The organism is Pseudomonas sp. MONT-RG-20F-20-E-7-02, assembly GCF_022662395.1.
Taxonomy (GTDB): Bacteria; Pseudomonadota; Gammaproteobacteria; order Pseudomonadales; family Pseudomonadaceae; genus Aquipseudomonas.
Genome location: NZ_JAKNQN010000007.1, coordinates 303,531 through 325,548 on the forward strand (window position 1 = coordinate 303,531; position 22,018 = coordinate 325,548).

Below are 22,018 nucleotides of genomic sequence, written 5' to 3' on the forward strand. Positions count from 1 at the left end.
GGTGGCCTTTTTTTTCGCCTGATGTGAAAGCACCGCAGCCCTCCTGTGGGCGCTGGCTTGCCTGCGATAGCATCACTGCGGTACGCCATAAATACCAAGGCACCTGCATCGCAGCTTCGCTATTAATTTACGCTGCACTCACCCAGCTTGAAGCGTTGCAGTATCCACAATCCGATTGCGCCCGCTGTGCTTGGCCTCATACAACGCCTGATCCGCACTCAACAACAACGCCTCCAACGACATGCGGCTGCGCTTGTCCCACGTACTCATGCCGATACTCACCGTAATCGGCCGCTCGGCGCCGGCGACCCGTGGCAGGTGCTCGACACTGCTGCGGATATGCTCGGCGATCAGCCACGCGCCCTTGGCTTCGGTATGCGGCAGCACCACCGCAAACTCCTCCCCGCCGTAGCGCGCCGCCAGGTCAGCGGGGCGGCGGATGTTGTCTTCGATCACCTGGGCCACCGTGCGCAATGCCGCGTCACCGCCGTGGTGGCCATGACGGTCGTTGAAAGCCTTGAAGTGGTCTACGTCGATCATCAGCAACGTCAGCGGCTCCGTCGAGCGTTGCGCGCGGTCCCATTCCTGGCGCAGGCGCTGGTCCAGGGTGCGGCGGTTGGCCAACCCGGTCAGGGCATCGGTGGCTGCCAGTTCTGACAGCACCTGCTCGGCGCGGTGGCGGCGGCGCAATTCTTTGCTCAGCATCCAGCTCAGCCATAGCAAGCCAATGCACAGCACGCCGGTTGCCAGGCTGATCAGCAAGGCCGCGCGCTTCCATTGGGCGAAGATGTCTTCGGTAGACAGGGCCACCGCCACGATCAGCGGTAAGTCGCCCACACTGGAAAAGGTATAGAGCCGTTCCTGGTGGTCGACGCTGGAAACCCCACGAAAGCTGCCGTCGCGTTCCTTGAGCATGCGCGCGACGTTGGGGCGCTGGCTCAAGTCCTTGTCGATCATGTCGAGTTCCAGCAGGGGGTATTGCGCAAGCAGGATGCCCTGCTGGTTGATCAGGTTAATAGTGCTGTTGCTGCCGATGTTCAGGCTGCTGAACAGTTGATGAAAGTACGACAGGCGCATGGACGCCACCGCGACGCCCTGAAAGCGTCCATCGGGCCCGGAAATACGCCGGCTGAATGCAATGCGCCATTGGTCGTCACACACGCAGCGCGCCATGAACGGCCGGCTGATATACAGCCCGATATCAGGTTTTTTGCGGTGCGCCTGAAAATAGTCCCGGTCGGCAAAGTTACCGGTCTTGGGCGTGAGCAAGGACGAGTCGGCGATCACCTCGCCGTTGGCGTCGAGCAGCAAGATGTCGCCCTTGTACGGTGCGGCGGCGGAGCGGTCGAACAGCACCAGGTGACGAATTTCGGCGGAAACGCTGTGCAGGTCATTGCGCTCCGTGGCGGCGATCAGGCCTTTGAGGGCCATGTCGTAGAGCTCGGCATTGCGCAGTACATCCGCGTCGATCAGTTGGGTAATGTTGTTCGCGGTACGTTTGGCGGTCTGCAGGGTGCTGGCGTGTTCACGAATCAGCAGCACCGCCACGATCGCCACGATCAGCAGGGCCGTGAGCACGCTGCCCAGGATCAGCAAGCGCTCCGGGCGACGTGTAGGGCGGGAAAGGCTCGGGCTCATCGGGCTTACTTCTGCTTCGAGGATGCCAATAGCGTAGTACGTGCAGGGCGTTGCAGCCGATCAGTGTGTGGTCGCCTCCACGATCCGGTTGCGCCCGCTGTGCTTGGCCTCATACAGCGCCTGATCCGCGTGCAGCAGCAACGCCTCGAGTGACAGGCGGCTGCGTTTGTCCCAGGTACTCATGCCGATACTTACGGTGATCGGCCGCTCGGCACCGGCGACCCGTGGCAGGTGCTCGACACCGCTGCGGATATGCTCGGCGATCACCCAGGCGCCCTTGGCGTCGGTATTCGGCAGCACCACCGCAAACTCTTCCCCGCCATACCGTGCAGCCAGGTCGGCTGGGCGGCGGATGTTGCCGCCGATCACCTGGGCGACCGTGCGCAGTGCCGCGTCACCGCCATGATGGCCATGACGGTCGTTGAAAGCCTTGAAGTGGTCCACGTCGATCATCAACAGCGTCAGCGGCTCGGTGGAACGCTGTGCGCGTTCCCATTCCAGGCCCAGGCGTTGATCCAGGATACGGCGGTTGGCCAGGCCAGTCAGAGCATCGGTGGCGGCCAGCTCCGACAGCACCTGTTCGGCGCGATAACGGCGACGCAGTTCACGGCGCAACATCCAGGTCAGCCATAACAAACCAATGCAGAGCACGCCGGTGGCGCCACTGGTCAGCAGCGCGGCGCGCTTCCAGGGGGCGAACACGTCATCACTGGCCAGTGCCACCACCACAATCAGCGGCAGCTCACCGACATTGGTGAAGGTGTATAAACGCTCTGTGCCACTGATGGCTGAGATAGCCCGGAAGCTGCCTTGGCCTTCGCGCAGTATGCGTTTGAAGTTGGGCCGATCGCTGAGGTCTTTATCGATCATGTCGCGTTCCAGCAGCGGCTGCTGGGCCAGGAGAATGCCGCGGTTGTTCAGCAGGTTGACCGAGCTTCCATTGCCGATGGTGAGGCGGTTGAACAACTGATCGAAGTACGCCAAACGCATCGTCGCCACCGCGACACCGGCAAACTCGCCGTCGGGCCCGCTTATTCGGCGACTGAATGCCATGCGCCAGACTTGGTCGCAATCGCAGCGGATCTTGAACGGCCGGCTGATAAACAGGCCTGCCTGGGCATTCTGTTTATGCACCTGGAAATAATCGCGGTTGGCGAAATTGCGCGGTGTGGGCCGCAGCGTCGAGGAGTCGGCAATCACCGCGCCATCGGTATCCAGCAGCAGCACTTCGCCTTTAAAGGGCGCCGCGTTGGATTGATCAAACTGCACCATGTGGCGGATTTCCGGCGACGCCTGCGCCAGGTCCTGGCGCTTGGCGGCGCTGATCAAGCCCAGCAGCGCCAAGTCATACAGCTCGGCGTTACGCAACACATCGGCATTGATCAGTTGGGTGATATTGGTGGTCGCGCGTTTGGCCGCCTGCAAGGTGCTGGCGTGTTCGCGGTTCAGCAACGCTGCAACGATAATCACAATCAGGATAACGGTGAGGCCACTGCCCAGAATCAGCAAAAGCTCCGAGCGTGCAGGCAAAGAAGGAGGGCGGAGTTGACTCATCGCGCAGGCTTCAACAGGGAAGATACTGGCAGTTTAGTTCTACGCGATGAAAATTAGAGCATGGGCTAAAAAAGAAAAATCAGCGGGTTAGAACACGTTGATCGGATAGTCCACGATTACCCGGTATTCATCCACATCGCGATCTACCGCCGCGTAGCCATTGCCGCCACGGTTGGTTGCCCACTGCAGGCGTACCGCCAGATCCTTGGCCTTGCCGCCTTGCACCACGTATTTCAAATCGATGTCCCGCTCCCAGTGTTTCGCGTCCTTGCCATCGGCGCTGTACCAGGCGCTGTAGCCACGGCTGTTGGGGTCGACCTTGGTCAGGTCGGTCTTGCCGCTGATGTAGGACACGGCGGACGTCAGCCCAGGCATGCCGAGGCCGGCGAAGTCATAGGCGTACTTGAGTTTCCACGAGCGCTCGTTGGGGCCGTTGAAGTCCGAGTATTGCTGGGAGTTGTCCAGGTAAACGCTGTCGCCCTGGCTGATGTAATCGAACGGCGTGTTGCCGTTGACGCGCTGGTAGGCGGCGGTGACGCTGTGGTTGCCCACGCCCACGGTGAAATGCAGGCTGTAGGTGTTGTTGTCGATATTGCCCAGCAGTGACTGGCCGGTGTCCTGGGTGTGGTAGTAGTGCAGGCCCGGGTTGAGGCTGACCAGGTCATTGAGCGCGTAGGTGTAGTCCAGGTCGTAGTAGTACTGGTGCCATACGTCTTTCAACTCGGAGGCGTACAGGTTGCTGGTCACGCCTGGAATGCCGCTGAACGACACACCGGCCCAGTTCAGGTGCTTGCTGTCGGCGTGGTCCGGCAGCGCGCCGTAGCTGGTGCCGATGCGCCGGTGGCCGCTCTGGTTGTAGAGCTTGGTGAAGCTGGCCTGGCCACCTTCGAGCATCCAGCCGTCAAAGCTGTGGTTGGTCAGGCTTACGCCACGAAAGTCCTGCGGCAGCATGCGGGTCATGCCGCCGGCGATCACCGGGTTATTGAGGAACAGGTCGCCGGCTTTCAGCTCGGTGTCCAAGGCGCGCATCTTCAAGGTGCCGCCAGCGGTAGAGAACGAACCGGGGGCTTTGCCGTTGCCGCTGCCGTACGGGAGGATGCTGGAACCGTCAGTACCGCCACCGCCGTCGAGTTTGAGGCCGAGCATGGCGTTGAGGTCCAGGCCGAAGCCGACGGTGCCTTGGGTGTAGCCGGATTCGAAGGTGCCGATGAAACCCTGGCCCCATTCCTTGCTGTCATCGGTGTGAATGTCGCGACGGTCGCGGTTCATGTAGTAGTTGCGGGTGTTGATCTTGAGGCTTGCGCCTTCGACGAAACCGTCGGCGGGGGTGGTGTCTGCCGCGTGGGCGAGGGGGGCGATCGTTGCTGCAATCGCTAGGAATAGCGGGGTGAACGTCAGCGAGTTCTTCACCGGTGGAGCTCCTTTGGTCAATCGTAAACGGCCAATGTCGTGGGGGTGTGCCTGGCCTTTTTTTACGGCAAAAAAAAGCCGCTGAAGTCAGCGGCTTTAAACAGATTCCCAGTGTAGAGCCCTGGAAATAAGTCGAGGGAAATTGGGGTAAGCGGGAAGCTGTGTTTGCCGTCGCGCTCATCGGTGCGTCAAATTAACGCAGGTGAGCGGTGCGATACAGAGTGTAACAAGATAATGACTGTTGCCCAAATCGCAATAGTCGAGCCGGCAGAGACCCTTTGTGGGAGCTGGCTTGCCTGCGATGGCGGTCTAGAAGACGACTCTGATTCAACGGATACGCCGCTCCCACAATTTGACCGAGTTAAGATTCCACCCTCAGGTCAGCTGTCAGGCCGCTGACCCACTCACACCGGCAACGTAATCCCAAACGTATTCCCGCCCCCATCGCTGCGCACAAACACATCCCCGCCATGCATCAACGCAATCGCCTTGACGATCGCCAACCCCAACCCATGATTCGCCCCGCTGTTGCTGCGTGACGCATCCACCCGATAAAACCGCTCGAACAGCCGGGGCAAATGCTCACTGGCAATCTCAGCCCCCGGGTTGGTCACCCCAATCGCCACCTGATGCTCCTCTACCTCAATGTTCACCTCGATAACCTGCCCCGGTGCGGTGTGCTGCACTGCGTTGCTCAGCAGGTTAATCAACGCACGGCGCAGGTGCGCTTTCTCGATTTGCACCAATGCGTCACCGCGCACCCGCACTTGGACTTGGGCGTCCTCGAGGATGAAGTCCAGGTAATCGAGGGTCGTGGCCACTTCGTCCGCCAGTGAACTTTCGATCAGCTTGGTGGCCTTGCTGCCCTGATCAGCACTGGCCAGGAACAACATGTCATTGATGATCGAACGCAGGCGCTCCAATTCCTCAAGGTTGGATTGCAGCACCTCGAAATAATGCTCGGCCGAACGCCCGCGTGTCAGCGCTACCTGGGTCTGGCCGATCAGGTTGGTCAGCGGCGAACGCAGTTCATGCGCCACGTCGGCATTGAATGACTCCAGGCGCGAGTAGGCCTGCTCAACCCGATCCAGGGTGGAGTTGAACGAGTTGACGAACTGGCTCAACTCCGGCGGCAATGGCGACAGTTGCAACCGCCCCGAGAGCTTGGGCGGTGCCAGTTTCTGCGCCTCATCCGAGAGTTTGCCCAACGGCTTGAGGCCAATGCGCGACACCCAGAACCCCAACAGCGCCGCCAGCACCACGCCGACAAACGCCAGGCCGATCAAGGCCACCAGCAGTTGGTGCTGGGTTGCGCGGAAGTTTTCGGTGTCGATGGCGATCATAAAGCGCAGCGGCGGGCGCTGTTCTTTGGCCGCGAACTGGCTCACCAACACCTTGAACGGGTATTCACGCCCCGGCAGGCGCAAATCGCGCTTGCCGGTCGGCCCCTCGGCGAAGGCGCGGATTTGCGCGTCCGGGTTGCCGTATTCGTAGTTCGGATCGCTGCTGACTACCCAAAAGCGGATGCGCTTGTCTTCTTCGCCGAGCAATTTCAGTTTGGCGGTGATTTTCGCCCAGTGGTCCGGCGTGCCGAAGCGATTGACCGACGACTCCAGCACGCTGTAGCGCGCATCCAGCTCGGCGCCCGGCAACAGCCCCAAACCCCGGTCCACTTGCTGGTACAACGCGCCGCCGATCAACACGAAGATCAGCAGCGCCACCAGCGTGAACATGCCGCTCAGGCGCAGGGCGATGGAGTTAGCCGACACTGCGGTTCTCCAGCACATAACCCATGCCGCGAATGGTGTGCAGCAGCTTGGTGTCGAACGGCCCGTCGAGCTTGGCGCGCAGGCGTTTGATCGCGACTTCGACGACGTTGGCGTCGCTGTCGAAATTGATGTCCCAGACCATCTCGGCAATCGCCGTCTTGGAAAGGATTTCACCCTGGCGCCGCGCCAATACGCTGAGCAGCGAGAACTCCTTGGCGGTCAGGTCCAGGCGCAGGCCGTTGCGGCTGGCCTTGCGGCTGATCAAGTCGATCCACAGGTCGGCGACGGTGACCTGCACCGGCTCGTGCCCGCCACTGCGGCGGGTCAGCGCTTGCAGGCGCGCCACCAGTTCCAGGAACGAAAACGGTTTGCCCAGGTAATCGTCGGCGCCTTCGCGCAGGCCACGAATGCGGTCCTCCACGCGCTCACGCGCCGTGAGCATGATCACCGGCGTCTGCTTGCGCGCACGCAGCGCACGCAATACGCCGAAGCCGTCGAGGCCGGGCAGCATCACGTCGAGCACGATCACCGCGTAATCGTTCTCCAGCGCCAGGTGCAGGCCCTCGACGCCTTCACGCGCCACATCGACGGTGTAGCCCTGTTCCGTCAGGCCGCGGTGCAAGTAGTCCGCGGTTTTTTCTTCATCTTCAATAATCAGGACGCGCATGACCCCGCCTTTAGTGTGTGGTCGCCAGCGCCAGCGCTGGTTTGGGCCTGTGGAAAAACTTCTCAAGGTACAAGTATATGACCGGTGTGGTGAACAGCGTCAGCGCCTGGCTCACCAGCAAGCCGCCCACCACCGCGATACCCAGCGGCTGGCGCAGTTCCGCACCGGGGCCGGAGCCCAGCATCAGCGGCACCGCGCCGAGCAAAGCGGCGAGGGTGGTCATGATGATCGGCCGGAACCGCGTGACACAGGCTTCATAAATCGCCTCCTCGGGCGGCAGCCCGCGCACGCGCTGGGCGTCCAGGGCGAAGTCGATCATCAGGATGCCGTTTTTCTTGACGATACCAATCAGCAGCACCAGGCCGATCAAGGCCATGATCGAAAAGTCCTGGCCCAGCAGCCATAGCATGATCAGCGCGCCCAAACCCGCCGAGGGCAAGGTCGAGATGATCGTCAGCGGGTGCACAAAGCTCTCATACAGCACACCCAGGATAATGTAGACCGCCACCAGCGCCGCGAGGATCAGCCATGGCTGGCTGGCCAGCGAACTCTGGAACGCCTGGGCCGCGCCCTGGAACGTGCCGATCATGGTCGCCGGCATGCCGATTTCGTTCTTGGCCTGGTTGAGCATGATCACGGCATCGCCCAGCGCCACGCCGGGCGCCAGGTTGAAGGACAGGTTGGCGGCCGGGAACATGCCGTCATGGCTGATCGACAACGGCCCTACGCTCGGCGGGTCGACCTTGGCCAGCGCCGACAGCGGCACCATCTCATTGGTCAGCGGCGAGCGCAGGTAGAAATAGTTGAGGCTCTCGGCCTTGCCGCGTTGCTGGCTGTCGAGTTCCAGCACCACTTGGTACTGGTTGATCTCGGTCTGGAACTCGTTGATCTGGCGCTGTCCGAATGCGTCGTACAGCGCCTGGTCGACATCGGTGGCGGTCAGGCCGAAGCGCGCGGCGGCCTGGCGGTCGATGCTGATATGGGTGATGCTGCCGCCCAGTTGCAGGTCGTTGGACAGGTCACGGAACGCCGGGTTGGCGCGCAGTTTTTCGGTGAGGCGTTGGGTCCAGGTATTCAGCGTCGGGCCGTCGTTGCTCTTGAGCACATATTGGTACTGGGCGCGGCTCGGGCCGGAGCTGAGGTTGATGTCCTGGCCGGCGCGCAGGTACAGCACGATGCCCGGCACCTTGGCCAGTTTGGGGCGGATGCGATCAATGAACTGGCTGGCGGACACGTCGCGGTCACCGCGGTCTTTCAAGGCGATCCAGAAGCGGCCGTTGGCGATGGTCTGGTTGCTGCCGGTCACGCCAACGGAGTGGGAAAACGCCTCCACTGCCGGGTCGGCCTTGACGATTTCGGCCAGGGCTTTGTGCTTGGCGACCATGTCCGGGTACGACACGTCCGCCGCCGCTTCGCTGGTGCCGAGCACGAAGCCAGTGTCTTGCACCGGGAAGAAACCCTTGGGGATAAAGATGTAGCCGACCACGGCCAGGGCCAGGGTCACCATGAAGATCGCCGCCATCGTTCGTTGATGCGCCAGCGCGCGGCGCAGGTTGCGCGCGTAGCCGGCAAGCAGGCGTTCGCTGAAGCCGGGTTTGTCGTGGGCGTGGTGGGTCGGCGCGCGCATGAACAGCGCGGCCAGGGTCGGCGCCAATGTCAGCGAAACCACCACCGAAATCAAAATGGTCGAGGTCGCCGTCAGCGCGAACTCCTTGAACAGCCGCCCGACCACGCCGCCCATGAACAGCAGCGGAATAAACGCCGCCACCAGCGAGAAGCTGATGGACACCACGGTGAAGCCGATCTCGCCGGAACCCTTGATTGCCGCGTCACGTTTGCTTAGGCCCGCTTCCAGGTGGCGGTGAATGTTCTCCACCACCACAATCGCATCGTCCACCACAAAACCCACGGCAATCACAATCGCCACCAGCGTCAGGTTGTTCAGGCTGAAGCCCATCAGGTACATCAAGGCAAAGCTGGCCACCAGCGACACGCCGAGCACGCTGGACACAATCATCGTCGCCGACAGTTGGCGCAGGAACAGCGCCATCACCGCCACCACCAGCAGGATCGCGATCAGCAGCGTGACTTCCACTTCATGCAAGGACGCGCGAATCGTCTTGGTGCGGTCGGTCAATACGCTGACCTGCACCGAGGCTGGCAGCATGCCTTCCAGGCGCGGCAGTTCGGCTTGAATGCGGTCCACGGTCTCGACGATGTTGGCGCCGGGCTGGCGCGAGATCACCAGGTTCACCCCAGGCGTATCGCCGGACCAGGCTTGCACGTAGGCGTTTTCCGAACCGTTGATGACTTTGGCGATGTCGCGCAGCTGAACCGGCGCGCCGTTCTTGTAGGAAACGATCAACTGGCCGTATTCATCCGGGTGAAACAGCTGGTCATTGGTCGACAGGGTCGACACGCTGTTCTCGCCGTAAATCGCGCCTTTGGCCAGGTTCAAGCTGGACTGCTGGATGGCCACGCGCACGTCGGCGAGGGTCAGGCCAATGGCCGCGAGCTTGTCAGGTGAGGCTTGCACGCGAATCGCCGGGCGCTGTTGGCCGGTGATGTTGATCTGGCCGACGCCGTCGATCTGGCTGATCTGGCGGGCCAGCAGGGTTTCCACGTAGTCGCTCAGCTCGGTGCTGGGCATGCTGTCGGAGCTGACGCTGAGGATCAGCACCGGGCTGTCCGCCGGGTTAACCTTCTTCCAGGTCGGCAGACTGGGCATATCGCTGGGCAGCTTGCCGGACGCGGTGTTGATCGCCGCCTGCACTTCCTGCGCGGCGGTGTCGATGCTTTTGTTCAGGGTGAATTGCAGGGTCAGCAGGCTAGAGCCCAAGGCGCTGCTGGAGGTCATCTGGGTCATGCCGGGGATGGCGCTGAATTGCACTTCCAGCGGCGTTGCCACCGACGACGCCATGGTGTCCGGGCTGGCGCCGGGCAATTGCGCGGTGACCTGGATCGTCGGAAATTCCGCTTCCGGCAGTGGCGCAATGGCCAGGCGCGGGAAGGCAATAACCCCCAGCAGCACCAAGGCGAACGTCAGCAGCAGGGTAGCGACCGGGTGGTCGACGCACCAGGCGGACGGCGAACGGCTGCCGCTCATGGTTGCACCTTGGCGTCGACCGTCTGGATGACTTGTGGCGGTTCCTTGAGCACGTCTACCTGGGCACCGGCCTTGAGCCGCGACTGGCCATCGCTGACCAGCACATCACCGGCTTGCACGCCCTTGATGATGTTCACGTCGCTGTCCTGATAGGCAACTTGCACCGGCACGATCTCGACCTTGTCACCTTTTACCCGGTACACAAAATGCGAGTCGAGGCCGCGTTGCACCACGGTCGGTGGCACCACCAGGGCGTTTTTGTCGAGGGCGGTCTGGATCTTGATGGTCACCAGTTGCCCCGGCCACAGGCGCTGCGAGGCATTCTTGAACTCGGCCTTGGCGCGCAGGGTGCCGGTGGTGGAGCTGATCTGGTTGTCGATCAGGCTCAGGTGGCCTTCACCGAGCAAATCGCCGGTCTGGCCGTCGGTGTCGGCGCCCATATAGGCATCGACGCTGGCCTGGGTCGGCGCGGCGATCAGGCCTTGCAGGGTCGGCAGCATCTGTTGCGGCAAGGAGAACTCGACGGCAATCGGATCGATCTGAGTGACCGAGAACAAGCCTTGGGTATCACTCATGCGCAGGAAGTTGCCTTCATCCACCGTGCGAATGCCGACGCGGCCTGTGACTGGAGAGCGAATCTGGGTGTAGGAAAGCTGAACCTGGGCCGAATCGATAGCCGCCTGATTGCCCTGCGCCGTGGCTTTGAGTTGGTTGACCAGGGCTTGTTGCTGATCGTAAGTCTGCTTCGACACGCCGTCGTCGATGCTCAGTTCCTTGTAGCGCTTGAGGTTCACCAGTGCCACTTGCAGTTGCGCCTGGCTTTCGCCCAGTTGTGCCCTGGCCTGGTCGAGGCTGGCGCGGATCGAGCGGTCATCGATGGTGGCCAGCAGGTCGCCGGTCTTGACCAGTTGGCCTTCCTTGACCAGCAATTTGGTGAGAATGCCGTCGATTTGCGGGCGGATCACCACACTGTGCAACGACAGCACCGAGCCGATCCCGCTGACATAGCGGGGGATGTCCTGTTGCGCGACGCTGACGACCCGGACCGGAATCGCGGTCGGCGCCGCCAGTTTGGTCTTGGCGGGCCGGGTCAGTGCCCAGGCTGCAATCGCCACTACCACGAGGACACCCACGATCAGGGCGGTTTTTCGTTGAATGTGCATGGGGTGAGGCGCCGGGGCAAAGGGTTGGGAGGATGAAGGTCTTTATAGCCCGCCAATCCGGTCAGCACGGTGACTGCTAACTGACGGCGCTGTCAGTAAAGTCCGACCATTCGTACTGGCGGTGGTTAAAGATCCGAAGCGCGCAGGTATACTGCGCGCCAGTGGGGCCCGCAAGCCGGCCCCGCCTCATTATTTGCACGCCCCGGAGCTTCCATGACTTCCCCGACACAACCCCCTGTTGAAGTGGCCGACCTCGTCGATCCGGCCGGCGCTGACAGCGTTGAAAAAGCCGAGATCCCAGCGTTCAAGTTTCCGTTCAAGCCGGGTGAGTTGGCCGGGGCCAGGAATGCCGCCCAGCCTTGGTACAAAAACGGCGCCAAAAACGGCCACACCAAGTCGCCAGGCATGGCGCCACCGGGCACTCGCCGCTCCATGGGTAAACGCTGAGAGTAATGACGCGCAGACTGTGGCGGTGTTTGCCTACAGGGTCTGCTGACCTTTCTGATTGAAGGCCCGTGACCGTTTCTTGAAAGCTTGTGCAGCCTCTGCTCAGCCCCGATTGTTCTCACCGGGGCAGGGTGTAATGAGGCTGGTCTTTCCAGAAAAGGACGTCACCTGTGGATTTCATCCGGGTTTTTGTTGTGCCTGCCTTATTGTTCCTGGCCGCCGCTGTCTGCCTCCCTGCGACAGCTGATGAGCCACGGCGCGACATTCGTTTCGCCGTCGTCGCCCAATTCCCACCCTTTGAAAGTCGCGACCAGCACGGTCAGTTGGTGGGGTTGAACATTGAACTGGGCAATGCCATTTGCCAGCAGCTCAATACGCGTTGTACCTGGGTCGATCAGGTCCTGGTCGAAAGTTTTCAAGCCCTTGAAGCCCGTCGATTCGATGCGATCATGGGGATAGCCCCCACCTCAAGACGGCGCCAATGGGTGAGTTTTACCGACAATCTATATCCGTTTATCACGCGGCTCGTGGCGCGCAAGGGCTCCGGCCTGGTGCCGACCGTAGCGTCGCTGCGGGGCAAGCGTGTCGGTGTGCTGCTGGGCAGTAACCGGGAAGCCTTTGCTCGATCAAAGTGGGCGCCTGCGGGCGTGGTCATCAAGAGCTTCTGGCTCAATGACGAACTGGTTCGCAGCCTTGTGGCCGGGCATATCGATGCGACGCTGCAAGGCACGGTGGAAATCCGCCAGGCACTGCTCGACACCCCTGCCGGCCAGGATTTCGACTTCCTGGGCCCCGCCGTTTCGGCCGAGCTGCTGGGCGACGGCGTGGCCATTGCGGTGCGTAAGCCCGATATCGCTTTGCGCAATGATCTCAACCACGCGTTGGAGCGACTGAAACAGAGCGGTGAATACCTGCGTATCGTGCAGCCTTACAACCTCGAGGAACCGGTCGTCAGTCCATGATGGCCAATTAATTGCTCGGAACATGAGCTGGATCAGTATTTGCCCCATGGGTGCGCTTAGAGTCGACGCCCTGCCGACTCCTCCAATAATTACGAGCGCGCTTCTCCATGAAGATCAATCTGCCGGTCACCGGTCGAAATGTGGACTTTGCTTCCGATGCCAACATCCTCTCGACCACCGACCTGACCAGCGCGATTACCTATGCCAACAAGGACTTCATCGACGTTTGCGGCTATAGCCGCGATGAACTGCTTGGCTCACCGCACAACCTGTTGCGCCACCCCGATATGCCGCCCGCAGCGTTTGCACAGATGTGGCAAACCCTGAAAAGCGGCCGCTCGTGGATGGGCATGGTGAAAAATCGCTGCAAGAACGGCGACCACTATTGGGTCAGCGCCTACGCCACGCCGGTCACGCGGGACGGGGCGGCGGTGGAGTATCAGTCGGTGCGCACCAAACCCGATGCGCGCAAGGTGCAGGCGGCGGAACGTGCTTACGCGCAGTTGCGCGCGGGTAAACGTCAAAGGCCGCCGATGCCCGGCATGCGCATGAAATTGTCACTGTGGGCCACCGCCACCTGTGCGTTGGCGTGGGCCTTGGGGCTGGGCCTGGCGGCTCATTCGCCGATCTGGCAACTGTTGGCGTTAACGCTTGGGTGTGCACTGGCGGCGCTCGGGGTCAAAGCGATCGTGCGACCGCTGGGGCAACTCAACCAGCGCGCGCGCCTGATCGCCGACAACCCTTTGAGCCAGGCGATCTACACCGGTCGCATCGACGAGTGCGGGCAGATCGAGTTCGCCCTGCAAATGCTCGAAGCCCAAGTGGGCGCCGTGGTGGGGCGCATCGGCGATGCGTCCCAGCGTTTGGCGGGGCATGCCGCGCAGCTGGTCGAGCACTTGGACAACAGCCACGCCAGCAGCCTCGGCCAGCAGACCCAGACGGATCAGGTGGCGACGGCGATCCACCAGATGGCCGCCAGCGTGGCGCAAGTGGCCAGCCATGCACTTGAGGCGTCCACGGCGGCGGACCAGGCCGGCAGTGCAACCCGTGAAGGCCATCAGCGCGTCGATGAAAGCCGCGATGCGGTGTTGCGCCTGGCCCAGGAGTTGGCGCGCGCCACCGCAGTCATTCAGCAGTTGGAAAGCCACAGCGGCGAAATCAGTGGCGTGCTGGAAGTGATCCGCACGATTGCCGAGCAAACCAACCTGCTGGCCCTGAATGCCGCCATCGAGGCTGCTCGCGCCGGCGAGCAGGGCCGTGGCTTTGCGGTGGTTGCCGATGAGGTACGCGGCCTGGCCCAGCGCACGCAGCAATCGACCAATGAGATTCAGCGCATGATCAGCACCCTGCAAGGCGGCGCCCGCGATGCGGTGCAAGCCATGGCGCACAGCAGCGAGCATGTCGATGCGAGCGTTGCACAGGCACAGCAGGCCGCGCTCGCGCTGGATGGCATCAGCCGGCGCGTCAGCCAGATTACATCGATGAGTCAGCAGATTGCCGCGGCGGTGGAGGAACAAAGCGCGGTGAGCGAGGACATTAATCGCAATGTCGTCGGCATTCGTAATGCCGCAGAAGCCACCGTCAGCGCGGGGCAGCAAAGCCAGCTCAGCTCGGGCAATGTGGCCGCGCTGGCGGAGGATTTGCGCCTGTTGGCGCAAGAATTCTGGGGCCACCGGCGCTAGGTCGAAAAACGGTCTACTATCACTTTTGGGAGTTTTCCTACTCAATAAACAGGCGTGTCGCAGTTATAGACCAGTCAGTGCTTGTTAGAACGCTGGGGGTGTTTGGGCCATAAGTGATTGAGCCCGAATGCTTCACATCACTTTTGCACAGGACAGGTTTATGACGACGGCAATAAGAATGCTGGCACTCGCTTTGATGGTGTTCGCCGGGAGCGGGTGTGCTGTTTCCCCCCCTCCCGCCAATCCCTGGAGCGAAATACGTTTTGGGGTCGAGGCGGATGTCCCGCCCTTTGAATACCGCAATGCGCAAGGCGAGCTGGTGGGCTTGGATATTGAGTTGGGTAACGCGCTGTGTGCTGAACTCAACGCGCGCTGCGTATGGGTTGATCAGCCTTATGCAACCAATATTACGGCGCTCCAGGCCAAGCGTTTCGACGCGATCATGCCGATGACCGCGACGCCGCCACGGCGTGAAATCGTAGACTTCACCGACCCCCTTTATGCCCTTGAAAGCCGCTTGGTCGCCCCCGTGGGTTCCAACCTGCTGCCAGAACCCAACGCGCTCAAGGGCAAGCGCGTGGGCGTTTTGACCGGCACCAGCCGGGCCGCCTATGCAATGGCGCAATGGGCGCCGCAAGGGGTGCAGGTACGTAGTTTCAACCTCAATGCCGAATTGATCAAAAGCTTGCTGGCCGGTGAGTTGGGCGCGACCTTGCAAGACACCATCGAAATCCGCGAGGCGTTGCTCAACACGCCTCAGGGCAGGGCGTATGCGTTTGCCGGGCCGGCTATCAAGGATGAATTGTTGGGCAGCGGCCCCGCCATTGCTACACGCAAGACCGACCCTGAGCTGACTGCCGCGCTGAACAAAGCGCTGCAGCGGCTGAAGGACAATGGCAAGTACGCGGCCATTACCCAGCCTTATCTGGCACCGGTTTCCGGCAAGCCTGAGCCGGCCACGATGATATTCACCCCGGCAGACGGTGGTTTGCCCTTCTCGGAAACCGTGCAAGTCGGGCAAACCCTCTATGTGTCGGGGCTGCTCGGGCTGGATGAAAACGGCAAGGTGGTGCGCGGCGGTATTCGCAAAGAGACCGCACAGGCACTTGAGACCCTGCGCGACACGTTGCGCAAACACGGCGTTGGCATGGACCGGTTGGCCAAGTGCACGGTCATTCTGGCCAATATCCGCGACTTTGCCGCGATGAACGAAGTCTATGCCAGCTACTTCCCTTCGGACCGCCTTCCCACGCGCACGACCTTCGCCGCCGGCAAACTGTTAGCCGATGCTCGGATCGAAATCGAGTGCCTGGCCATCCTGTAAGCCTGCGGGCCTAAGAGGCCCGCAACGAAATAAACGCGTAGTTGGCCGGCACCTGGGTTGCTATCTGGGCGCCGGCATCCAACAGCTGTTCGGCGATGTCCATGCCGGACACATGAAACACCCACTCATTGGCTGCGGTTGGCTGATCAGTCGCCAATTCGATTGCCTGGGCAAAGGCGTTCATGTCCGGCAAATACGCGGTAAACCCATCGCCCTTGAGCGCGGTGGTGCGAATGCCCAGCAAGGCGCACACCGCCTCCTTGGTCTGCACGTCATCGCGGTCGGCCTGGCGCGAGCGGCGGATCAATTCTGCCAGTTCCCGGTCCATCAATTCGCCACCGACGATCAACGCCGGGCCTTGTTCCCAGGATTCCGGCGGGCAGTCTTTGGCCGCTGGGTTCAGCGGGATATGCGGGTTGATTTCCATCGGATAGATGCGACACACCAGCGGGCGACGCTCATAAATGCGGCAACGGTTGTCGTCGTCAAGATTCCGGCAGCGCCCGGGGTTGTAAGCGGCAAAGGTGATTGCCACAAACGCCTCGGTACTGCCGCTCGGCACCACCACTGAACGGCGCTCGGCGTGTTCGCGTTGTTGCACGGGCAAGCCCAGGCCGTTGCCGAGAAACCCCTCCACCAGAACGATGACGTTACCGCCGTCAGCCGCCCAACTGCGGGCCTCTTCGAGGGTCAGGGGCACATGATGGTCGGTGCAGCATTTGCCGCAACCCACGCAGGAAAAGTGAGTGTTCATGGAGGATCTGTCACCAGGCGAGGTCAGAGGGCACTCTTGAACAGTGACGGGTTTTTGCCTCTCTGCACTGTTCAAGTCCTTGCAAAGCAAGTTATGCGCCAGTGCCTGTCAGTCCTCGGGCACCACGTCGCGCAGCACAAACACCATGCCGGCGCTTTCGTACAGTTGCCGGGCGCGCAGGTTGCTCTCGCGCACCTTGAGGTCGACGTAGGGTTCGCCGCGCTGCTTGAACACCTCAAAGGTGTGCAGCAACAGGGCGCGGCCCAATCCCTGGCCTTGGGCGCCAGGGTGCACGCTGAGGTTCTTGATGAATGCACTGGTCCAGCATTGGGCCACACCGAGTATGCCGTCGCTGTTGCTGGCGACCAGGCACAGCGTGGGGTCGAACTCGGCATCCGTGATGAACCGGTGTTGCCATTGCGCCAGGCTGGCGACGCGGCCGCCGCCTTGGTCCTGGGTCATGCGCAACACCGCATGAATCGCCGGAGCCAACTCATCGCGGTAATGATCCAATCGAATATCGGCCGGCCACTGCGGCGCGGGCAGGCTGGCGGTGAGGTCGCGGCGCAGCAGTTGGAAATACTCCGCCACCGGCTACAGACCCTTTTGCGCCACAGATTTCGCAGCCACCACCAGGCACTTGGTCAGTTCGGGCGAGGAGAACTTGGTGAGTACCGCGTCGGCACCGGCCAGGCGCGCCTTTTCGCTGTTCATCGCGCTGTCCAGGGACGTGTGCAGCAGCACATAAAGCTCCTGGAAGTCCGGGGTTTCGCGCAGGGTGCGGGTGAGGGCGTAACCGTCCATTTCGGACATTTCGATGTCGGAGACCACCACGTTGATCTGCTCGACGGTGCCTTGCAGCTCCAGCAGCACGTCGATGGCTTCCTTGGCGCTGCGTGCGGTGTGGCACGTCAGGCCCAGATTGCGCAGCGTATGCACCGACTGCTGCAGGGCCACCTGGCTGTCATCCACCACCAGAATCCGCGCATTGCCGAGGACTTCGGCCTCTTCCATAGTCAGGTCGGTGGGCGCCGCTTCAATCGGCGCCGGGGCGATACCGTGGATGACTTTTTCGATGTCCAGCACCTGCACCAGCCCGCCTTCCACCTGAGTGACCCCGGTGATAAACGAGCGATTGCCACCGGAGCCATAGGGCGGCGGGCGAATGTCGGTGGTCAGGCAGTGCACGATCTTGCTCACCGCCTGCACATGCAGGCCCTGCTTGGAGCGGCTGACGTCGGTGACGATCAGGCAGCCGCCGTTCGGGTCTTGCAGGGGCATTTCGCCCAGCGCACGGCTCAGGTCGATCACCGACAGCGACGTACCGCGCAGCGTGGCGATGCCTTTGACGTGTGGGTGCGACTCCGGCAGCTTGGTCAGCGGCGGGCAGGGAATGATTTCACTGACTTTCAACAGGTTGATGGCCATCAGCTTGCCGCTGCGCAGGGTAAACAGCAGAAGCGAGAGTGAATCTGCGCGGGCTTTGGTGGTGGACATAAAAACCTTCTGTGGATCAGGGATGACGATCTATAGAGGGTTATCGACCTCGGCGGCCGAGGCTTTAGCCCGATGATCGTTCCCACGCTCTGCGTGGGAACGCCGCCCCGGACGCTCCGCGTCCCGTGGTGCAAGAGTCAGGTCCTGCGCAGTGGTGACGCGGAGCGTCACAGGATGCATTCCCACGCGGAGCGTGGGAACGATCAGTATCAGGCCTTCCAGACTTGCGGGTTCACCAAGTCCTGCGGACGCTGGCCCATTAGCGCGCTGCGCAGATTGTCCAGGGCGCGATTGGCCATGGCTTCACGGGTTTCACCGGTAGCCGAGCCGATGTGCGGCAAAGTCACCGCATTGCTCAGCTGGAACAGCGGCGATTCGGCCAGCGGCTCTTGCTCATACACATCCAGCCCTGCGCCACGAATCTTCTGGGTTTGCAGGGCTTCGATCAGCGCCGGCTCGTCCACCACCGGGCCACGGGAGATGTTGATCAGGATCGCGCTGGGCTTCATCAGCCCCAGCTCGCGGGTGCTGATCAGGTGACGGGTTTTCTCACTCAACGGCACTACCAGGCAGACGAAATCCGACTCGGCCAGCAACTGCTCCAGGCTGCGGAATTGCGCGCCCAGCTCTTGCTCAAGTTGCGTCTTGCGGCTGTTGCCGCTGTACAGGATCGGCATATTGAAACCCAGGCGCCCGCGACGGGCGATGGCCGCGCCGATGTTGCCCATGCCGACGATACCGAGGGTTTTGCCGTGCACATCGCAACCGAACAACGGCGCACCAACGCTGGCCTTCCATTGCCCGGCCTTGGTCCACGCGTCCAACTCGGCCACGCGGCGGGCGCTGCTCATCAGCAAGGCAAAGGCCAGGTCGGCGGTGCTTTCGGTGAGCACGTCGGGGGTGTTGGTGAGCATGATCCCGCGCTCGTTGAAGTAAGCCACGTCGTAGTTGTCGTAGCCCACCGACACGCTGGAGACCACTTCCAGCTTGCTCGCGCCTTCAAGCTGCGCACGGCCGAGCTTGCGGCCCACGCCGATCAAGCCGTGGGCGTGGGGCAGGGCCTCATTGAATTGCGCATTGATGTCACCCAGCTTGGGGTTGGGCGCGATCACCTCGAAGTCCTGTTGCAGGCGTTCGATCATTTCCGGGGTGACGCGGCTGAAGGCGAGGACGGTCTTTTTCATTGCAGGCGGGCTCATCGACTACGGGAGAATGCCAAGCAAGCTAACATTCCTGACGGTGGTTGTCAGGGCATAGCAATATCAATGTGGGAGCTGGCTTGCCTGCGATGGCGGTGGAACAGTAAGCACAGTATTGGCTGACACACCGCTATCGCAGGCAAGCCAGCTCCCACCTTTGATCCCAGTAGCCAGATAGCAATCAGTTCGCCAGCCGCGCGCCGCTGAGGCTGCCGCTCAATTCATAGGCCACCAGTTCCGCCTGATGCGCCGCCAGTATTTCCGGCAGCGACCCGCGCAGGTATTCCACCCACGTCTTGATCTTCGCATCCAGGTATTGGCGCGATGGGTAAATGGCGTACAGATTCAGCTCTTGCGAACGATAAGTAGGCATCACCCGTACCAGCGTGCCGTTGCGCAGGCCTTCGATAGCCGCATACACCGGCAACAGGCCGACGCCCATGCCACTGGTGATCGCGGTTTTCATCGCATCCGCCGAGTTGACCAGGAACGGCGACGTATTGATCGCTACGCTTTCCTGGCCTTCTGGGCCGTTGAAGGTCCATTTATCCAGCTGGATCACCGGGCTCACCAGGCGCAGGCAGGCGTGGTTGAGCAAGTCCTGGGGCCGTTGCGCGCAGCCCTTGGCCTTGACGTAATCCGGCGAGGCGCAGGCGATGCTGTAAGTAATGCCCAGGCGCTGGGACACGAAGCCCGAGTCCGGCAGTTCGCTGGCCAGCACGATGGACACGTCGTAGCCCTCGTCGAGCAGGTCCGGCACGCGGTTGGCCAGGGTCAGGTCGAAGGTCACGTCGGGGTGGGTGCGGCGGTAACGGGCAATCGCATCGATGACGAAATGCTGGCCGATGCCGGTCATGGTGTGCACTTTCAACTGCCCTGCAGGGCGCGCATGCGCGTCGCTGGCTTCGGCCTCGGCTTCTTCGACGTAGGCGAGAATTTGTTCGCAGCGCAGCAAATAGCGTTTACCGGCCTCGGTCAGCGCAATGCGGCGGGTGGTGCGGTTGAGCAAGCGGGTTTGCAGGTGGGCTTCCAGGTTGGAGACCGCGCGCGAGACGTTGGCCGTGGTGGTGTCCAGTTGCACGGCGGCGGCGGTGAAGCTGCCAGCTTCGGCCACGCAACTGAAAGCGCGCATGTTTTGCAAAGTGTCCATGGGGTGTTCTCAGGGGAGATAACAAATTGTGACAGAAAGTTACGCCGTCCAGTGATCCCTACCAACGGATTATCGCTTGAACGGTAACAAAGATTCACAGGAATGCCAGCTTATCGTTCCCCAAGTCGCCCCCTAGAATTGCGCCACCTTCCCGCCACACCACCTCAGGAATACGCTTGCCGTGCCGCGTCGCATCAGCAGAGAGCTGAAGGCTCTCAGTGTTTTGGCCTTATCGTTAGCAATCAGCGGCTGCATCGGAACCGGAGGAATCGCCCCCCAAGGCCAGGCCCTCAACGCCAATACCCTGGCCACCGACGAAGCGATTCAACACGCCACCCAGGACGCCCACTGGCCCACCGCGCAATGGTGGCAAGCCTACGGCGACCCGCAACTGAACCGCTGGGTCGCACTGGCCACGCAAAACAGCCCGAGCCTGGCCATGGCCGCCGCGCGGGTGCGTGAAGCGCGGGCCATGGCCGGTGTTGCCGAGTCGGCCGAGGCGTTGCAGATCAACAGTGACACCACGCTCAAGCGCCACAACTGGCCGAAGGATCAGTTCTACGGGCCGGGCGAGCTGAGCGGCGCCAACACCTGGGACAACAATTCCTCCCTGGGCCTGAGCTACGCCCTCGACTTATGGGGCCGCGAAAGCAACGCCAGCGAACGCGCCGTCGACCTGGCGCACATGAGCGCCGCCGAAGCGCGCCAGGCCCAGCTCGAATTGCAAAACAACGTGGTGCGCGCCTATATCCAACTGTCGTTGCATTACGCCAACCGCGATATCGTCGCCGCCACGTTGGCCCAGCAACAGCAGATTCTCGACCTGGCCAACAAACGCCTGAACGCCGGGATCGGCACGCACTTCGACGTCAGCCAGGCCGAAACGCCGTTGCCGGAGACCCATCGTCAGCTGGACGCCTTGGACGAAGAAATCGCCTTGAGCCGTAACCAACTGGCGGCATTGGCCGGCAAAGGCCCAGGTGAGGGCGCGCAGCTGCAACGCCCGAGCCTGAGCCTCGCCGCGCCGCTGAAACTACCTTCCAGCCTGCCGGCGCAGTTGCTTGGCCAACGCCCGGACGTGGTCGCCAGCCGCTGGCAAGTCGCCGCGCAAGCGCGTGGCATTGATGTGGCCCACGCCGGTTTCTACCCCAACGTCGACCTGGTCGGCAGCCTCGGCTACATGGCCACCGGCGGCGCCATGCTGGGCTTTTTGAGTGGTGAGAAACTCAACTACAACGTCGGCCCGGCGATCACCTTGCCGATCTTCGACGGCGGCCGTTTGCGCGGGCAGTTGGGCGAAGCCAGCGCCGGCTATGACATCGCCGTGGCCAAGTACAACCAGACCCTGGTCAATGCGCTCAAGGGCATCAGCGACCAGTTGATCCGCCGCGAATCCATGGACAAGCAGTCGGCGTTCGCCGCGCAGTCGGTGGCCTCGGCGCAAAAAACCTACGACATCGCGATGATCGCCTACCAGCGCGGCCTCACCGATTACCTCAACGTGCTGAACGCCCAAACCCTGCTGTTCCGCCAGCAGCAAATCGAGCAACAGGTGCAGGCCGCGCGCCTGAGCGCGCATGCCGAACTGGTCACCGCCCTGGGCGGTGGGCTCGGTGCCGGCAACGATGTGCCGCAGCCTGCCAAAACCCTTCCGAGCAAAACCCCGGCGGCGCTGGCCGTGTTTGATCACTGAGTA

At 62.0% G+C, this 22,018-nt stretch carries 17 protein-coding genes; 5 read left to right on the forward strand and 12 right to left on the reverse strand.

Going from position 1 to position 22,018, the window contains the following annotated elements; translation table 11 throughout:
• Positions 1-138: 138 nt before the first annotated feature.
• The 7 genes from L8I05_RS21535 to L8I05_RS21565 form a co-directional block, all read right to left on the reverse strand.
• Positions 139-1,638 (reverse strand): sensor domain-containing diguanylate cyclase, encoded by a 1,500-nt coding sequence (locus tag L8I05_RS21535; RefSeq protein ID WP_242171423.1) that lies wholly within the window; start codon positions 1,636-1,638, stop codon positions 139-141.
• A 60-nt stretch (positions 1,639-1,698) separates the two neighbouring features.
• On the reverse strand, positions 1,699-3,192 hold the full coding sequence (locus tag L8I05_RS21540; RefSeq protein WP_242171424.1) for a sensor domain-containing diguanylate cyclase: 1,494 nt from the start codon (positions 3,190-3,192) through the stop codon (positions 1,699-1,701).
• Positions 3,193-3,279: 87 nt separating this feature from the next.
• A complete protein-coding gene (locus L8I05_RS21545) occupies positions 3,280-4,602 on the reverse strand; it encodes an OprD family porin (RefSeq protein WP_242171425.1) in 1,323 nt (440 codons plus the stop codon).
• A gap of 404 nt (positions 4,603-5,006) precedes the next feature.
• A complete protein-coding gene (locus tag L8I05_RS21550; protein ID WP_242171426.1) occupies positions 5,007-6,371 on the reverse strand; it encodes a heavy metal sensor histidine kinase in 1,365 nt (454 codons plus the stop codon).
• The gene (locus L8I05_RS21555) at positions 6,361-7,038 is read right to left on the reverse strand and encodes a heavy metal response regulator transcription factor (protein ID WP_065900845.1); all 678 of its coding nucleotides are present in this window, start codon (positions 7,036-7,038) and stop codon (positions 6,361-6,363) included. The genes L8I05_RS21550 and L8I05_RS21555 overlap by 11 nt, the downstream gene beginning before the upstream one ends.
• A 10-nt stretch (positions 7,039-7,048) precedes the next feature.
• On the reverse strand, positions 7,049-10,144 hold the full coding sequence (locus L8I05_RS21560) for a multidrug efflux RND transporter permease subunit (protein WP_242171427.1): 3,096 nt from the start codon (positions 10,142-10,144) through the stop codon (positions 7,049-7,051).
• Complete coding sequence (locus tag L8I05_RS21565; RefSeq protein ID WP_159954316.1) at positions 10,141-11,307, reverse strand: efflux RND transporter periplasmic adaptor subunit; 1,167 nt, start codon at positions 11,305-11,307, stop codon at positions 10,141-10,143. Before L8I05_RS21565 ends, L8I05_RS21560 begins: the two co-directional genes overlap by 4 nt.
• Before the next feature lie 213 nt (positions 11,308-11,520).
• Between L8I05_RS21565 and L8I05_RS21570 the strand changes: the two genes are divergently transcribed.
• From L8I05_RS21570 to L8I05_RS21585, 4 genes are all read left to right on the forward strand, one after another.
• Complete coding sequence (locus L8I05_RS21570) at positions 11,521-11,754, forward strand: hypothetical protein (RefSeq protein WP_242171428.1); 234 nt, start codon at positions 11,521-11,523, stop codon at positions 11,752-11,754.
• Between the two features lie 194 nt (positions 11,755-11,948).
• Complete coding sequence (locus L8I05_RS21575) at positions 11,949-12,716, forward strand: transporter substrate-binding domain-containing protein (protein WP_242171533.1); 768 nt, start codon at positions 11,949-11,951, stop codon at positions 12,714-12,716.
• A gap of 107 nt (positions 12,717-12,823) precedes the next feature.
• Positions 12,824-14,398 carry a PAS domain-containing methyl-accepting chemotaxis protein gene (locus L8I05_RS21580; protein WP_242171431.1) on the forward strand — a complete coding sequence of 525 codons (1,575 nt, stop codon included), beginning with the start codon at positions 12,824-12,826 and terminating at the stop codon, positions 14,396-14,398.
• A gap of 196 nt (positions 14,399-14,594) precedes the next feature.
• Entirely contained in the window at positions 14,595-15,722 is a 1,128-nt protein-coding gene (locus L8I05_RS21585) for a transporter substrate-binding domain-containing protein (RefSeq protein WP_347341617.1), read from the forward strand.
• A gap of 10 nt (positions 15,723-15,732) precedes the next feature.
• On the opposite strand, the gene L8I05_RS21590 is transcribed toward L8I05_RS21585, so the two are convergent.
• The 5 genes from L8I05_RS21590 to L8I05_RS21610 form a co-directional block, all read right to left on the reverse strand.
• Positions 15,733-16,476 (reverse strand): YkgJ family cysteine cluster protein, encoded by a 744-nt coding sequence (locus L8I05_RS21590; RefSeq protein WP_242171434.1) that lies wholly within the window; start codon positions 16,474-16,476, stop codon positions 15,733-15,735.
• Between the two features lie 108 nt (positions 16,477-16,584).
• Positions 16,585-17,067 (reverse strand): GNAT family N-acetyltransferase, encoded by a 483-nt coding sequence (locus L8I05_RS21595; protein ID WP_159954320.1) that lies wholly within the window; start codon positions 17,065-17,067, stop codon positions 16,585-16,587.
• A gap of 3 nt (positions 17,068-17,070) precedes the next feature.
• Entirely contained in the window at positions 17,071-17,973 is a 903-nt protein-coding gene (locus L8I05_RS21600; RefSeq protein WP_159954321.1) for a chemotaxis protein, read from the reverse strand.
• Between the two features lie 209 nt (positions 17,974-18,182).
• The gene (locus L8I05_RS21605; protein WP_242171435.1) at positions 18,183-19,157 is read right to left on the reverse strand and encodes a D-glycerate dehydrogenase; all 975 of its coding nucleotides are present in this window, start codon (positions 19,155-19,157) and stop codon (positions 18,183-18,185) included.
• Positions 19,158-19,353: 196 nt separating this feature from the next.
• Positions 19,354-20,322, reverse strand: coding sequence for a LysR family transcriptional regulator (locus L8I05_RS21610; RefSeq protein ID WP_053254489.1), 969 nt, complete (start codon positions 20,320-20,322; stop codon positions 19,354-19,356).
• Positions 20,323-20,503: 181 nt separating this feature from the next.
• Here L8I05_RS21610 and L8I05_RS21615 point away from each other — a divergent pair, with 181 nt between their 5' ends.
• A complete protein-coding gene (locus tag L8I05_RS21615; RefSeq protein WP_242171438.1) occupies positions 20,504-22,015 on the forward strand; it encodes an efflux transporter outer membrane subunit in 1,512 nt (503 codons plus the stop codon).
• The last annotated feature ends 3 nt before the right edge of the window (positions 22,016-22,018 follow it).

Bases quoted from the DNA above. Each gene is read 5' to 3' on its own strand.
- L8I05_RS21535 (WP_242171423.1), bottom strand. From the start codon at position 1,638: ATGAGCCCGAGCCTTTCCCGCCCTACACGTCGCCCGGAGCGCTTGCTG.
- L8I05_RS21540 (WP_242171424.1), bottom strand. From the start codon at position 3,192: ATGAGTCAACTCCGCCCTCCTTCTTTGCCTGCACGCTCGGAGCTTTTG.
- L8I05_RS21555 (WP_065900845.1), bottom strand. From the start codon at position 7,038: ATGCGCGTCCTGATTATTGAAGATGAAGAAAAAACCGCGGACTACTTG.
- L8I05_RS21560 (WP_242171427.1), bottom strand. From the start codon at position 10,144: ATGAGCGGCAGCCGTTCGCCGTCCGCCTGGTGCGTCGACCACCCGGTC.
- L8I05_RS21565 (WP_159954316.1), bottom strand. From the start codon at position 11,307: ATGCACATTCAACGAAAAACCGCCCTGATCGTGGGTGTCCTCGTGGTA.
- L8I05_RS21570 (WP_242171428.1), top strand. From the start codon at position 11,521: ATGACTTCCCCGACACAACCCCCTGTTGAAGTGGCCGACCTCGTCGAT.
- L8I05_RS21580 (WP_242171431.1), top strand. From the start codon at position 12,824: ATGAAGATCAATCTGCCGGTCACCGGTCGAAATGTGGACTTTGCTTCC.
- L8I05_RS21585 (WP_347341617.1), top strand. From the start codon at position 14,595: ATGGTGTTCGCCGGGAGCGGGTGTGCTGTTTCCCCCCCTCCCGCCAAT.
- L8I05_RS21590 (WP_242171434.1), bottom strand. From the start codon at position 16,476: ATGAACACTCACTTTTCCTGCGTGGGTTGCGGCAAATGCTGCACCGAC.
- L8I05_RS21600 (WP_159954321.1), bottom strand. From the start codon at position 17,973: ATGTCCACCACCAAAGCCCGCGCAGATTCACTCTCGCTTCTGCTGTTT.
- L8I05_RS21605 (WP_242171435.1), bottom strand. From the start codon at position 19,157: ATGAAAAAGACCGTCCTCGCCTTCAGCCGCGTCACCCCGGAAATGATC.
- L8I05_RS21610 (WP_053254489.1), bottom strand. From the start codon at position 20,322: ATGGACACTTTGCAAAACATGCGCGCTTTCAGTTGCGTGGCCGAAGCT.